This window comes from Flavobacterium limicola (assembly GCF_003634755.1).
In the GTDB taxonomy this organism is placed as follows: Bacteria; Bacteroidota; Bacteroidia; order Flavobacteriales; family Flavobacteriaceae; genus Flavobacterium; species Flavobacterium limicola.
Map to the genome: position 1 here is coordinate 13,441 of NZ_RBXA01000004.1, position 14,988 is coordinate 28,428.

Annotated in this window: 16 protein-coding genes; 4 read left to right on the plus strand and 12 right to left on the minus strand. The window is 33.9% G+C overall.

The genetic code is table 11. The annotated features are described in order from the left end of the window. Positions 1–117: 117 nt before the first annotated feature. From BC952_RS12585 to BC952_RS12605, 4 genes are all read right to left on the minus strand, one after another. Entirely contained in the window at positions 118–1,380 is a 1,263-nt protein-coding gene (locus BC952_RS12585) for an asparagine synthetase B (RefSeq protein ID WP_121365996.1), read from the minus strand. Positions 1,381–1,746: 366 nt separating this feature from the next. Further along, the gene (locus BC952_RS12590) at positions 1,747–2,409 is read right to left on the minus strand and encodes a response regulator (RefSeq protein WP_121365997.1); all 663 of its coding nucleotides are present in this window, start codon (positions 2,407–2,409) and stop codon (positions 1,747–1,749) included. 3 nt (positions 2,410–2,412) lie between these two features. After that, positions 2,413–3,204: a sensor histidine kinase gene (locus BC952_RS12595; protein ID WP_121365998.1), complete on the minus strand. Its 792-nt coding sequence runs from the start codon at positions 3,202–3,204 to the stop codon at positions 2,413–2,415. 643 nt (positions 3,205–3,847) lie between these two features. Continuing rightward, positions 3,848–4,243 (minus strand): hypothetical protein, encoded by a 396-nt coding sequence (locus tag BC952_RS12605; RefSeq protein WP_121366000.1) that lies wholly within the window; start codon positions 4,241–4,243, stop codon positions 3,848–3,850. Positions 4,244–4,596: 353 nt separating this feature from the next. Here BC952_RS12605 and BC952_RS12610 point away from each other — a divergent pair, with 353 nt between their 5' ends. Next, a complete protein-coding gene (locus BC952_RS12610; RefSeq protein WP_121366001.1) occupies positions 4,597–5,661 on the plus strand; it encodes a helix-turn-helix transcriptional regulator in 1,065 nt (354 codons plus the stop codon). Between the two features lie 216 nt (positions 5,662–5,877). On the opposite strand, the gene BC952_RS12615 is transcribed toward BC952_RS12610, so the two are convergent. Both BC952_RS12615 and BC952_RS12620 read right to left on the minus strand, forming a co-directional pair. Continuing rightward, on the minus strand, positions 5,878–6,831 hold the full coding sequence (locus BC952_RS12615; RefSeq protein ID WP_091171249.1) for a transketolase family protein: 954 nt from the start codon (positions 6,829–6,831) through the stop codon (positions 5,878–5,880). Positions 6,832–6,905: 74 nt separating this feature from the next. Next, positions 6,906–7,757 (minus strand): transketolase, encoded by an 852-nt coding sequence (locus tag BC952_RS12620; RefSeq protein ID WP_121366002.1) that lies wholly within the window; start codon positions 7,755–7,757, stop codon positions 6,906–6,908. 150 nt (positions 7,758–7,907) lie between these two features. Between BC952_RS12620 and BC952_RS12625 the strand changes: the two genes are divergently transcribed. The 3 genes from BC952_RS12625 (at position 7,908) to BC952_RS12635 (ending at position 10,205) form a co-directional block, all read left to right on the plus strand. After that, positions 7,908–8,495: a Crp/Fnr family transcriptional regulator gene (locus BC952_RS12625; RefSeq protein WP_121366003.1), complete on the plus strand. Its 588-nt coding sequence runs from the start codon at positions 7,908–7,910 to the stop codon at positions 8,493–8,495. An 86-nt stretch (positions 8,496–8,581) separates the two neighbouring features. Beyond that, complete coding sequence (locus tag BC952_RS12630) at positions 8,582–9,082, plus strand: hypothetical protein (RefSeq protein WP_121366004.1); 501 nt, start codon at positions 8,582–8,584, stop codon at positions 9,080–9,082. A gap of 28 nt (positions 9,083–9,110) precedes the next feature. Beyond that, complete coding sequence (locus tag BC952_RS12635; RefSeq protein ID WP_121366005.1) at positions 9,111–10,205, plus strand: alkene reductase; 1,095 nt, start codon at positions 9,111–9,113, stop codon at positions 10,203–10,205. 132 nt (positions 10,206–10,337) lie between these two features. Here the strand turns inward: BC952_RS12635 and BC952_RS12640 are convergent, their stop codons facing one another. The 6 genes from BC952_RS12640 to BC952_RS12665 all read right to left on the minus strand — a co-directional run bounded on the left by BC952_RS12640 (position 10,338) and on the right by BC952_RS12665 (position 14,929). Beyond that, positions 10,338–10,913, minus strand: coding sequence for a YciE/YciF ferroxidase family protein (locus BC952_RS12640; RefSeq protein ID WP_121366006.1), 576 nt, complete (start codon positions 10,911–10,913; stop codon positions 10,338–10,340). 174 nt (positions 10,914–11,087) lie between these two features. Then, positions 11,088–11,408, minus strand: a complete 321-nt coding sequence (locus tag BC952_RS12645) for a rhodanese-like domain-containing protein (protein WP_121366007.1) — start codon at positions 11,406–11,408, stop codon at positions 11,088–11,090. A gap of 1 nt (position 11,409) precedes the next feature. Beyond that, on the minus strand, positions 11,410–11,694 hold the full coding sequence (locus BC952_RS12650; protein ID WP_113633444.1) for a rhodanese-like domain-containing protein: 285 nt from the start codon (positions 11,692–11,694) through the stop codon (positions 11,410–11,412). 121 nt (positions 11,695–11,815) lie between these two features. Continuing rightward, the gene (locus BC952_RS12655) at positions 11,816–12,868 is read right to left on the minus strand and encodes a hypothetical protein (protein ID WP_147405284.1); all 1,053 of its coding nucleotides are present in this window, start codon (positions 12,866–12,868) and stop codon (positions 11,816–11,818) included. 122 nt (positions 12,869–12,990) lie between these two features. Next, complete coding sequence (locus BC952_RS12660; RefSeq protein ID WP_121366009.1) at positions 12,991–13,713, minus strand: ABC transporter ATP-binding protein; 723 nt, start codon at positions 13,711–13,713, stop codon at positions 12,991–12,993. Positions 13,714–13,717: 4 nt separating this feature from the next. Continuing rightward, positions 13,718–14,929: an ABC transporter permease gene (locus tag BC952_RS12665; RefSeq protein WP_121366010.1), complete on the minus strand. Its 1,212-nt coding sequence runs from the start codon at positions 14,927–14,929 to the stop codon at positions 13,718–13,720. Between the last annotated feature and the right edge of the window lie 59 nt (positions 14,930–14,988).

A 14,988-nucleotide genomic window follows, 5' to 3' on the forward strand; every position in this document is an offset into this window, starting at 1 on the left:
AGCTTATCCTGCTGTCCGTTATATCTTTCTTTGCCTAAAGAAGGCAAAGAAAGGATGCCACTACCATCAGGGCTAAAAAACAAAAGCCAATCGAATTTCGATTGGCTTTTATTTTTACTATGTTTTCAATTTTTTCTTTCTTGCTGCCGGAAACAATACATTATTCAAAATCAAACGATAACCCGGCGAATTAGAATGCAAGTCCAAAACCGTAGGTGGATCGCCTACTTGATGCTGAAAATCTTCCGGATCGTGACCACCGTAGAATGTGAACATTCCTTTTCCTTTTTGACCATGAATGTAACGTGCCTCCCCATTCAACTCACAAGTTCCCATAACCAACACGTTTGATTTTATTAAAGATGCGTTAAATGCGGTAGTTTGTCCCATAAATCCTTTGACCAATTGGGTGTGATTTTGACAGAGCATACTAGGAATTGGATCCCATTTTGCTGAAAATTCCATTAAAGTAAAATAATCTTTATCCATAGGAACTCGTCTTTTAGAAGTCATATCAATATCCGAAAATTCATATTGCTCGGGCCTTCTTTCCAAAGTAAAATCTTTGAAGGCAAAAGAATTACTGAAATTCATCTTCGATTGGTAATTGCCTTCGCTGGCATCACCATCAAACATGGCTTCACAAATATCCACTCCATCAGCCGCCAAAGCGATATCAAAACTATCCGTTGCAGAACACATAGCAAACATAAATCCACCTCCAATAACAAAATCCCTAATTTTATTAGCTACAGCACCCTTTTCTTGTGAAACTTTAGAATATCCTAATTTAGTAGCCATTGTTTCAGCATCTTTCTTTTGCTCAATGTACCAAGGTACATTTTTGTATGCACTATAAAATTTACCATATTGTCCCGTAAAGTCCTCATGATGCAAGTGCAACCAATCGTAAAGCAAAAGTTGATCACTTAAGACTTCTTCATCATAAATTGCGGTAAAAGGGATTTCTGCATAGGTTAAAACTAGCGTTACAGCATCATCCCAAGGTTGTTTTCCTTTAGGTGTATAAACAGCGATTTTTGGCGCTTTTTCAAGCACTACTGATTCCATATTCTGGGAAGGACTAGAGATTTCATTCAAGATAGCCAACTCTTCTCCATCAGAAATTATTTCAAAACTAACACCTCGAATCCGGCACTCTTTGCGGATTTCCTCTGCATCAGGGAGTAGAAAAGATCCTCCACGATAATTAAGTAACCAACTTGCCTTATAATTTTTGTCCAAACACCAAAATGTAATTCCGTATGCTTTCAAATGGTTTTGCTGTGTAGTTTCGTCCATTGGTAGCAAAATAAAGGAAGCCTTTCCCGAAATAGAGAGCAGAAAGATAAAAATGTATAAGAATCGTTTGTAAATCATTTACTAATTTTTATACTTCAAAGATAGAAAGTAAGAGATTTAAATCACTACTGAAAAATTAAAAATTTGTTAATTTAATATCTATTTTCAACAGAAAAAGGCAAAAAACTAAACATAAATAGCAATTTGTTCCTTTAAAAACAGGTAAAAATACGCATAGTCAACAACTTTGAATTAATTAAATTCGCAATAAGTCTTTAAGTAAAAAACTAAAAATATTTACGTTAAAATGAAATTTGACGAAGATAATAATCAAACCAAGTTAATAATTATGATACGAAAAATTGGCTTCTACTTTCTGGTTGCAACCATTATTTTATATTACATCCTTGCCATTAAACTCCTTGGAAGTTAATTACTTCTTAGCTATTGAATCAATGTTATTTCATTTTGTATAGCGTAAACAACCAAACCAGCTATATTTTTGGATTCCGTTTTAAGTAGTAAATTATTCCTATGTCCTTCTACTGTTCTTGGGCTTATAAAAAGTTTTTCGGCAATTTCGACTGTGTTTTTTTGTTCACAAATCAACTTTAGTATTTCTAATTCCCTAGAAGTCAAAAAATTATTGTCTAGATAACTTTTTATATTTTTACTAACGCACATATTCTCTTGAATATTCTTCATTACAAATTCATCATAATAAAATCCTTTCGCAGCTACTTCATTGATAGTCAGTAATAATTCTTGTGGTGTTGCATTTTTGACCAAATAAGAAACAGCTCCCACACTAATCATATTGGCAACAAAAGATTTGGAATTATAACTTGTGAGAGCAATAATTTTAATTTTTGGAAATTCATTACGTATTAATTTTGTGGCTTCCACTCCATTTAATATTGGCATTTTTAAATCCATTATGATAATATCGGGATGAATACTACTTTCTTTTAAAAATGAAATTAGTTCACTTCCGTCTGAGGCTTCAAAAATAACTTTTATATTTTTTTCTTTTTCCAATAAAAAAGAAATTCCTTTTCTAAAAAGAATCTCATCATCTACTAATATAATTTTTATCGTTTTGCTCATTTTTTAAAAATTAAAAACTATCGAAATTCCTTTGTTTAATACTGATTCTAATGTCATTTTACCATTTAAAAAAGTAATTCTGCTTTCTATATTTTTCATTCCTAAGCCTTTTTTATTTTCGTCGGATTTCATTTCAAAGCCAATTCCGTTATCTGAATAATAACAGTTTTTTATTCCGTTTTTTTCTTCAAAAAGGACCGTTATAACAGTAGCTTTTCCGTGTCGAAGCGAATTATTCATTAGTTCTTGCAAAATTCTAAAAACATGTAAATGTTTATCAATGTCTCTGATATCAAACGCAGTTTTGTTTTCATAATTTACTTTCACGGCTTTGGAACTGCTAAATTCCAAACATAATTCCTCGACTCCTGCATGAAGTCCAAATTTTTCTAAAACAGGAGGCAACAAACCGTGTGCAATTTTTCTTGAATTATCTAAAGCTTTCCCAGTAAGATTGATAATGTTTGCAGTAATTTCATGAATCTCGTTTTGAGATAAATTAGGTGTGGTCAACAAATGCGAGTTCAGCGAAACAATATTCAGTTTTGAACTGATGTCATCATGCAAATCTTGTGCAATACGCTTGCGTTCCTCTTCCTGAGTAACAATTACGGCACTTAAAAGTTCTTTTTGATACTGAATTTCTAAATCCTTTTTTTCTAATTCCTTTTGAATAATTTTCTTTCTTGAAAAATAAAAAAAAAATATCAATACCAATCCCATCAGAAGGAAAGCGATAAAACTATACACTATGATTTCAATTATTTCACTTTCCTGCAGCGTATTGACTTTCATAAAATTGGTTTAAATTCTCTTTTTTTAGAAAAACTTTTTTTCCATTCTACCAATATAAAAATCTGATACAAAACATACAATATACTGTTCAAAATCCACGTAATTTTACTCATTTTTGGACTTAAAACAATTGTTAGATTCCCTACGAGAAACAAAATTGTACTGCCAAACAAATAGAACAAAATGCCCATATTTATGAAATAGAACTCTTTTTTTTCATTTAACATATTGTAAAAATGAAAAGTGGCATACAGAATCAATAATATGGAAGTAATGAATATTTCGAAAAGATTAAATTTTAAAAACAAAGAAAGGTCATTCACATATTGTACTGCTAACGACAACAAGACTATGATTAGACAAACTTTCACTATTTTTTTTTGTAATTCTCCTTTTAAAATATTTATGTAAAAAAGACTCAGAAGTATAAACTGGCCGATAAAATAAAAATGCGAGAGATATAAGTTATTAATATTGAATTTCTTCAAGGTCATTGAAGTAATTTGGACTAAAAAAATTACACCAAGATACCATGTAAAAATTGAGAACGCTTTCCCGTAATTTTGGGCGCTTTTAATAAATAGAATTAGGTTAAGGAATAAAATTAAGTAACCAATATTTGCAAATAAACTCCACATGTCAATTAGTAATTTAAAGGACTTTCAGGATCGCTCGCCGGCGGGCAAGGCTCTGTAAAATCGTATATATTATCTTCAACTCCTGCTGAATTTCCTAAAGAGTCAGAAATCATATCTACATAAATTCCTGTTTCAGGATTGAATTTTGTTCCTACAATCATTAACTTTTCAACGCCTGCATCATCCACTCCAATATAAGCTCTCACTGCATCTACTCCTTCTGCTAAAACTTCAAGTAAATCAACTTTAGGGATTAGAAATGCATTCAAATTATGGTGTTTATTATAATGACCTTCTTTTTTAGCCCAACGTTTAGCCCATCTTTGTGCTTCTTTGAGCGGAATAATGTTTACTTTTTTTGATTTTGATTTATTGTTTGCTGTAATGGTTTTTTCAGACATAGTTTTAGATTTTGGATGTTGATTTTTCAATAGTAGATTTATAATCTGAATGCTAAACTACTCTTTTTTTTTAAGATTTTTAACAAAAAAAAAATGCTTAAAATATAAAATCAACAAAGGTATTAGTAGCGAAAACAGCACTAATCACTTCTAAAGCAACAGTTAATCGATTATTCAAAACACTTAATCGATGAATTAAAAATTTCATTTATTTTTAATTTAAATTAACACTTTTTTAGAATAAATAATTGTCCTCAAGTTTATCAACTTAGATGTTTAAATAAATTTAACTCTAACAATATTTTTTGGTTGCGCAACTAAATTGATTTTAAATATTAAGAATATTAAAATTTATGTCCTTAAATAAATGGTCTAAACACCTTCAAAAATACCTTTTCCTGCTCAAAGATGATTTTTTTGAATTGCCTTATTTATCCAATTCCCCGGAAGTCATGTTTAATAGTGTAATAAAAACGCCAATAGCAAGGCATAAGCCCTTAGAACAAGCAATTTACACTAACAATCCTTTTTGCAAAGGCATCATGCATTATCGCCAAATCGAAGATGGTTTTTGGCTCTTAGCCACCGATATAGAAATTAAACAAAATATAATTGCAAAAGCAATTTATACTGAAGATGAAGTTAGTGATTATTATTTTTTATCGTTTTCAGCTTTTGAATATGAGTTTCCTATAAAAGACTCTTTAAATAATAATGTAACACTATTAAGTGTTTGCTGGACATTTTACAAACCAAGAACAGAAGTAGCTACTTATTTTTATAAAAATACAAAAGGAAAATTTTACAACCTCATTTTTAACAAAAAATGGGCAGATAACAATCTTTTTTTTAAAGACTTACATAATAAAGAAAGTATCTATAAACTTCTGAACAATGATTTAGGGTTTTACACTTGGCTTGATATTGCTCCCAAAGCCAGTACGTTAGCAAAACAAATTTCGGAAATTTTGGAAAACGAAAATTCAGGGGTATTTAACACTGTTGATTTAAAAAAACATAGCTTGGATTTAATCACGGACTTCGTTAATAATGCCTTTAACGACAATCGTATGAAAAATGATGTTTCATTAAGTAATTTAGATTACTACAAAATTGCAAAAGCAGAAAAAATGATTTTGCATAATTTAAATGTTCCTTTTGTGGGTATTGAGCATATTGCCACTGAAGTGAACATGTCTCCAACAAAATTAAAATCTAATTTCAAAACAGTATTTGGACTATCGTTGTTACAATATCATAAAGAGAAAAATATGCGTTTGGCTTTACAGCTCATTCAAAAAACAAATGACCAAGTAAAAGTAATTATTACTTTGACAGGTTATAATAGCAATAGTAAATTTTCAAGTGCCTTTAAAAAAAGATTCGGTTTCCTTCCCTCTGAAACAGAAAAAAAATAGCTTAGCGCTTTTATAATTCTCATATTAATAGTTAGCAATTTCACCATAATTTAATGCTGATTTTTGAGTTTTATATTCTCTTTTCAAGGCATTATTAGAATTCAATCGAAGTAAATCCAAAAATTAAAAACGGATCATCCAAAAAAGTTCCTATTATTTTTAAATAAAAAAGCGGATGCCTTTTTATGGTATCCGCTTTCAATTCCAGAAAAAAAATTATTTTCTTTTCATTACTCTTTCTACAGCTTCAACAATCGCTTGATTGTTCAATTTGTATTTATCCATTAATTGTTCTGGTGTTCCAGATTCTCCAAAACTGTCATTAACCGCTACAAACTCTTGTGGAGCTGGACTGTTTAATGCTAATACTCGGGAAACACTTTCGCCAAGACCACCAAGAATATTGTGTTCTTCAGCAGTAACAATACATTTTGTTTTTGCCAATGATTTCAAAATCGCTTCTTCATCCAATGGTTTGATCGTATGAATATTGATTACCTCAGCAGAAATCCCTTGTGCTTCTAGTGCTTCCGCAGCAATTAAAGCCTCCCAAACTAAATGTCCGGTAGCTATAATAGTTACATCAGAACCTTCAGTTAAAACTATCGCTTTCCCAATTTCGAAAGGCTCATCAGCTGGCATAAAGTTAGGCACTACTGGACGACCAAAACGCAAATAAACAGGACCATGGTGATCTGCAATTGCTAATGTAGCGGCCTTAGTTTGATTGTAATCACAAGTGTTGATTACGGTCATTCCAGGTAACATTTTCATTAATCCAATATCTTCAAGAATTTGGTGTGTAGCTCCGTCTTCTCCTAAAGTTAAACCAGCGTGTGAAGCACAAATTTTTACATTTTTCTCTGAATATGCAACTGATTGACGAATTTGATCGTACACTCTTCCTGTAGAAAAGTTAGCGAAAGTCCCTGTGAAAGGAATTTTTCCTCCAACAGTTAAACCTGCTGCAATTCCAATCATGTTCGCTTCCGCAATTCCAATTTGGAAAAAACGCTCCGGATGATTTTTCTTGAAATCATCAAATTTTAAGGAACCTATTAAATCAGCACAAAGTGCTACCACATTTTCGTTTTTTTGACCTAATTCAGTCATTCCCGCTCCAAAACCTGAACGAGTATCTTTACTTCCTGTATTTGTATATTTTTTCATTTTCTTTAATTGAATGATTTTAAAATTAAATGATTATGAGAATTCATAATTTATAATTCAAAATTCATAATTATTTAGTAGTCGCTTTCTCCTTCAGTATAATTTTGACCTAAAGCAATTTCAAGTTGCGTATCATTAGGCGCTTTACCGTGCCAAGCATGACTGTACATCATAAAATCTACTCCGTTACCCATTTCAGTATGCAACAATACACAAACTGGTTTTCCTTTTCCGGTTCTTGATTTGGCGTCGTTCATACCAGCAATGATTGCTTCGATGTCATTTCCTTTTTCAATTTCTAAAACATCCCAATCAAAAGCTTCAAATTTAGCGCGGATACTTCCCATGGCTAAAACCTCATCGGTAGAACCATCAATTTGTTTTCCGTTTAAGTCTATTGTAGCAATAAGGTTGTCGACTTTTTTTGCAGAAGCATACATGATGGCTTCCCAGTTTTGACCTTCTTGCAATTCACCATCCCCGTGAAGCGTATAAATAATATGGCTGTCACCATTCAATTTTTTTGCTTGTGCCGCACCAATCCCTACAGATAATCCTTGTCCAAGGGAACCAGACGCAATACGCACACCCGGTAAACCGTCATGTGTAGTTGGGTGTCCTTGTAATCTTGAATTGATCAAACGGAAAGTAGCCAGTTCTGATACCGGAAAATAACCACTTCTTGCTAAAACGCTGTAAAATACAGGTGAAATATGCCCGTTTGAAAGGAAGAAAAGATCTTCTCCAATTCCGTCCATATCAAAACCTTCTTTGCGTTCCATGATATTTTGGTATAAAACTACCAGAAATTCAGCGCAACCTAAAGAACCACCTGGGTGACCTGAGTTTACTGCGTGTACCATTCGAAGAATATCTCTTCTGACTTGGATTGTTAAATCGTTTAATTGTTGTGTGTTCGGTTTCATTTGTGTGTTAAAATTAGACTGCGCAAATATAATCAGATAATTTGATTAATAGAAGGTTCCATTTTTAGATTTATCAATAGTTATTAAGGATTCTATTTTTTGGCACCAACACTATTTCTCACTTTTAACACTATTTAGTATCTTGCAGCCATGTTTCAACAATTATTCAAAAGCATTCAGGAAAAAGTGACACTAACCCCAGAAGAAATGGAGTTGTGTAAAACGTTTTTTATCCCAAAGAAGTTACGTAAAAAACAAACCTTATTGCAGGAAGGAGACATTTGTATCTACAATGCATTTGTTGAAAAAGGAATTCTCCGCTCTTTTTCCATGGATGAAAAAGGGAATGAACACATTGTACAATTTGCGATTGAAGGCTGGTGGATTACAGATTTGTCAAGTTTTCTGACCAACAGCAACTCTATTTATACCATTGAAGCGCTTGAGGATTCTGAATTGCTTTTGCTGACTACTGAAGCCAGAGAAGCATTGATGGATAGAATCCCCATGTTTGAAAGATACCAACGCTTGCTTTTGCAAAATGCCTACATCGCAAATCAAGTTCGAATAAATTCGGCTTTAACTGAAACCGCCGAAGAAAAATACACCAATCTAGGAATTGCATATCCCGGAATTGTTCAACGTGTACCCCAACACATGATTGCTTCTTACCTTGGACTGAAACCGGAAACATTGAGTCGGGTTCGCAAACAAATTAACAATCGTAGTTCTTTTTAATTGACATAGATCAATAGAATTTCTTGTTTTACATCAACAGAAACTTCACCAGTACAGCCCTAAATTTGCCAAGTAAATTAAAGTCGATGTCAAACAAAATAACATTTGCAGTACTTGGTGTTTCAGAAACCAACAGTATTTTTCTAGCGAAGCAAATTGCCAAAACCAATCCCGTTTTGCTGTTTGATCATGATGCTATTGTATTGAATACCGTTTATTCACAAATACTTTCAGAGTATTCAAACGTAAACGCGGAGATGATGATTTGTCCAACCAATGCCAGTTGGGAAGCGGATGTTATTATACTTTCAAATGCTGCGGCATCTGACAGCAATCTTACTGAAAAAATCAGAAAAGTGGCTACAGGCAAGATTGTAATTTTCTTGGAAAACAAAAAGAATACAAATACTAGCGGAAATTCTGCTGAAAAATGGCAGGATTTGTTTCCTTATTCCAAAGTTGTTCAGAGTTTCGAATCAGCGGATGAATCTAACGATTCCTTTTTTTTGAACGGAAACGATAAGCAAGCCGTAAAGACTATTTTGACATTATTGACAAGTATTGGTTTGAAAGCCGATATTTTATAAACTAACATTAATTTAAAAAAAAAATCAAATGAGCAAATCAATTTTATTTCAACCTTACACATTAGGAAGCAGTACTTTAAAAAACCGAATGGTGATGGCGCCAATGACACGAAGCCGTTCTAATAATGAAGGAAATGTTCCTACAACACTCACGGCAGAATATTATGCGCAAAGAGCTACAGCAGGTTTAATTGTTTCCGAAGGAACTTTTGTGAGTACAAAAGCAGTTGGTTTTATCAACGTTCCAGGAATTTATAGTGCAGCTCAAACCGAAGGTTGGAAACTAGTTACAAAAGCAGTACACGAAAAAGAAGGAACTATATTCGCACAATTGTGGCACACGGGACGATTATCGCATCCGGATTTGCATAACGGTGAATTGCCACACGCACCGTCAGCGTTAAATCCTTTTGCAAAAGCGTACACAAATGATGGTTTTGTTGATACAGTTGTTCCAAAAGAAATGACGATTGAAGACATCAAACAAACCGTTTTAGATTTTAAAAACGGAGCTAAAAATGCAATTGCTGCAGGTTTTGACGGAGTCGAATTGCACGCTGCAAATGGATATTTGTTGCAACAGTTTTTTAATGATTATTCCAATCATCGTTCGGATGAATACGGTGGTTCTATTGAAAACAAATCCCGAATCTTATTTGATATTCTAGATGCTTTAGAAGGAGTTATTGATTATAATAAAGTTGGTGTTCGATTGAATCCTTCGTTGCACAATGCGCAGGGAATGATGCTGGATGAACAGACAATTCCAACCTATGAGTACATTATCAATAAACTGAATGATTACGGATTGGCTTATATCCATTTAACGGAGCCTTTCACTGATGTAAGTGAGGTACCTTTTGCGGTTACTGAAGTAGCCAAACATTTCAGACCATTTTACAAAGGAACTTTAATCATCAATAAAAGTTTTAACAAAGAAACCGGTATCAAAGTTATCGAAGACGGATATGCTGATCTTGTATCTTATGGAGTTCCCTTTATTGCAAATCCAGATTTAGTGGCTCGTTTTAAAACTGATGCACCATTGAACACGCCAGATCAAACTACTTTTTATACTGATACCGTGAAAGGATACACTGATTATCCGGCAATGGCTGAATAATTGAAAACTTTTATTAGCTATAAAAATAGATTACATTTTATTCAAGTCAGATTATAATTCACAGAAAAGCCCGCAAATGCGGGCTTTTTAAGTAGTAGGAAAAACAGTTATTAGCTGTTTTAAGTATGAAAATTATGCTTTAATGTTTGTAATCGCATCTGCTTTGTGAGCTTGATTGTTGATGGTTGACATTGCAATTCCGGTTAATGTTGCATCTGTTTTTTTCTTTTCATCGAGTGTCATTGCAAGCAAATTGGCAGCTTTGTTTTCTCCTAATGTTTTAGCAAAGGCGTGCAAAGTGCCATACGTTGCTATTTCGTAATGTTTCACTTTTTGTTCCGCAGCAATAATTCCTGCATCTCGTACTGCACCTAAATCAGTTTCTTTAATTAGACCATCGGCTTCTTTTAGAATACCTTCCATAGCATCACATTTTTTTGCAGTTGGTTTCATACCATTCTCTTGAAAAATTTTCTCTAAGCGAGAAACATGTTCTTTGGATTCATTTAATTGGCTTTTTAATGAGTTTACTAATTCTGGTGTTGAAGCATTTTTCACCATATTTGGTAAGGTTTTAGTCAAAACTTTTTCAGACCAATAGATGTCTTTCAATCCATTTTCAAATAAATCTCTTAAGCCATGTGCGGCATTGCTTTTTGCTTGCATTGCACCTTTTACATTTTCGTTTTTACTAATTGCAGTTCTCATAACGCTAGTTTTTAAGATTAAATTGTATAGAAATAATAGATACTATTTTTTCTATCTAACTCATTCACTTAAATTTTTTAAGTGGAATAAAATTAAACAAATAATAATCTAATCAACTGTTAATTAACTAATTGTAAATACGAATAGTATTATTTACTGTTGCCAAAAAATCTTTTATCGTCCTATTTTATTTTTTAGACTGCTCCATACGCCACCATTGTATACTGCAGTATAGCCATTAGATTTCAAAATGCTTTTTGCCGAAGCGCTTCGCATTCCAGAAGCGCAACACGTAATGATAGGTTGGTTTTTATCTTTCAGTTTGAACAGGTTATTGCGTAGCGAATCCACGGGAATATTTAGAGAATCCTTAATGTGTCCTGCCAGATATTCGGCTTTGCTGCGCACATCAACGACAATAGCTCCGTTCTGAATTAATTCCGGATAATCCACTTTGGCGCCAAGCCCAAATATTTTTTTGAGTATGTTTATCATGTTACACGATTTGGGATTGAAGATAATTCACATCCAGCCACGAACCACCATTGTAGCACTCGATTCCGTGCGCGGTCAGAAATACTTGCGCCTGTCCACTTCTATTTCCAGAGGCACAACACAGTACCAATGGTGCTTTAAGTTCTTGTATTTCCTGCATTCGATGTGGTATTTCATTCAACGGAATATTGATGGAGCCCGCAACATGACCGCCCATAAATTCATCATAAGAACGCACATCGACAATGGTTCCCAGTTTCTCTTTAATTATTTTTGCTACTTCCATAGTATTACTTTTAAAATTAATAATTCCTGTATGTATGTTCTAGTGTTACAAAATTACAATTACACGGTCGATTTATCGTACTAATTATCACTTAACAAAAATTACATTTGGCATTAATACTCTAAAAACTCCATCGGCCTCTAATGTAAATCTCAGTTATTAAATTTTGGTACGTATTATTCTGTTCCGAAAAAAAAGACTGTGCCGTAAAGTCCAAATCAAAATTGGTCGCCACATTCCACGCATAAACAGGAACTAATATGACCGTATTTTTTTCGGGTGAGTAAATAAACGAAAAGTTGAACGATTTAATTGGAGAAATAGTTTTCAGAACTGTTGCATAAAAATTATAGCGAAAGGGAAACAAATTTTTAGCTGATAAATTAGAGTTATAAAAACTGCCGCTACTTACAAAGGCATTCGTAGGATTACTGTTGTACAAACCGGCTAAGGAAACATACCAATCGTTTTTAAAGGTTTGATCCGCCATAATAGAAATACTAAAGGTGTCGGATGTCTCCAAAGTGTTTCGTTTTGGAATAAAATAACTCAATTCCCCTTTAAAACCTGCTTCTTTAATATTTCCTGCCCAACCGCCTCCAACGACATAATCAGTTTGATACATTCCGCCCAGGAACTGGAAATCGTATTTCCATTTGTTAATTTTATACAAGAAAGCAACAGTATGATCGTCTTTGTATTTTCCAGGTTTATAGGCGAGTTCCAGTGCCGAACTATTATTTAAATTCCTCTGAATCCGAATGGCATCATTACCAGGTCGTTCTTCATAATCAAAATCCAGAAAATTATAAGCATTGAAAATATCATTGGGATTCCAGATGTTGTTAATCCCCCAATTAATGCGTTGCCTTCCTATTTTGATATCCCATTTTTCATCCGCATATTGAAGTAGCATTCTGTCAATAACGGAATGTGCCACGAAGGATTTTTCGTTGATCCACAAATGGGAAAGATTCAATATACCGTTGTATTGGTTGATGGCTTTACCAAAATCAGAAATCTGTTTGACTTGCTCGCCATAAAAAATACGATTCCTGATTTCCAATCGTCCGCTTATTTTGGGTGAAATAGTAAACTTAAAATTCAACCGATTATGAATCAGATTCATCGATGCATTCGAATCAATTTTTTGGATAAAATAAGTACTTTGCATGTCCTTTATATATCCATTGAGCTCTATCCACGGCGTTTTTGTACTATACTTTTGCGCAAAAAATGTAGTGCAAATAAAGCATAAAATACAGGTTAATATGGATTTATAAAATTTCACAATGCTTATATTTTGGCTATTTGTTTATGTATAATGGAAGTTGGAGCCGTATCGGCAACAATTTTTCCGTCTTCGAGCGTAATGACTCTTCGGGCTCGGTTGATGACTCTTTGGTCGTGTGTCGAAAAAACAAAAGTCATATTTTCTTCCTGATTGAGTTTAAGCATCATGTCCAGTAAATTTTCAGCTGAAACCGAATCGAGATTTGCTGTGGGTTCGTCTGCCAGAATAAATTGTGGTTTTGGTGCCAATGCTCTCGCTACGGCCACACGCTGTTGTTGTCCACCGGATAATTCTCGTGGTCTTTTATTGATTTTGTCTTCTAATCCTATTTCTTTCAGCAATTCCAAAACGCGTTGCTCTGTTTCTTGCTTGGAACGCTTTTGCAACAGCATAATAAACTCGATGTTTTCTTTGGCGGTGAGCACTGGAATCAGGTTATAGGATTGAAACACAAAACCAATATTGTTCAATCTAAAGTCAATTAATTCATTGCCTTTTAGCTCCGTAATATTCGTTCCGTTGATTTCAACAAAACCTTCAGAAGGAATGTCTAACCCGCCAATCATGTTGAGCAAAGTGGTTTTCCCTGAACCCGATGGACCTTTAATTGCCGTAAATTCACCACGTGAAATATGAAGATGAACTTTATTCAACGCATAAACCGGAATGGTTTTTTCATCGTATATTTTCGATAAATTGTGCGCATCTATTACTGTTTCTTTCATGGTCTTATTTTTTTAAAGATTCTGCCGGATTCAATTTCAAAGCTCTTCTTGCCGGAAATAAAGCCGAAAATAAGGCCGTAATAAAAACCAGCAACATGATAATCCCGAACTGCCTTGCTGTCAAGCTGGGATAGATAATGGAACTATAACCAAAACTGGAATACGCTTCTGAGAAATTACTAAAGTCAATTCCTGTTAGCTGCGTTATGCCAATAGAAACAAAGGCCAACAGAATCCCAACTGGACAACCGGCAACTATCAGAAAAAGCGTTTCCAAGAGAATCATCATGAATATTTTAAATTTATTCATCCCTAAAGCCAGCAGCATCCCTATTTCCCGAGTGCGTTCCAGTACGGCCATCATCATTGTGTTGACAATTCCAAACGCCAGCGCCAGAAGAATAATTCCCATGAAAATAAAAACCATTTGGTCTCCCACAGAAATTGTCAGCCCAAGTTCCGGTGAAATTTCCATCCAGTTTTTTACTTCTGTTTTTGGAAATTTGTGTTTCAGTTTTTTTTGAATTTCTTCCAATTCTGCATTGGATTTCAATAAAATGGCAATTTCATTAATGGCATTTGGAATTCCGGCGAGAGAATCAATATCCGTTATTTTTACAAAAACATTGCTGTCGTCGTAAGGCCCATTTACGGTTTTGTAAATAGCGGTAATACGGAAAGCTCCTGACGCCAGATTGCCATCGATATCCTGAAAAGTCAAGATGGTTTTCTTGTTGAGGTTCAGTTTTAGTTTTTTGCTTAGCTTTTCACTCAGTATAATTTCGTTTGTCTTTTGGGGATTGAAATAGTTTCCTTTGATGATTTTTCCGTTCAGATTAGTGAGTACTTGCTCTGCTTCAGGCATAATTCCGTTTATAGTTATGCCACTGCTTCCGGAGGCCGAAGCAATCATTCCTTTCAGGATTACACGACCTGCTACCGCTTTTATTTTGCTGTCTTTTCTAATAGTTTCCACTACTTTTCTGCCTTCGGATAAACGGTATTTTATATCATATTCTTTTCTGAATTCGGGATGGTGTACTTGAATATGAGAAAGTTCGTCTGTAATTGCAGAATTGATTCGTTGTTCAATCATGCCGTTGTAAAAAGCCATCATAAAAATTCCAGCCCATAAACCAATGCTTACCGCCGCGATAATGATGAGACTTCGTTTCCTACTTCTCCAAATATTTCTGCTGGCGATTTTTGTCAACATGATTTTTTCTTTAATATGAATTGTATCATTGTTTTTTTGATTAGAATCCCACTTTTCGG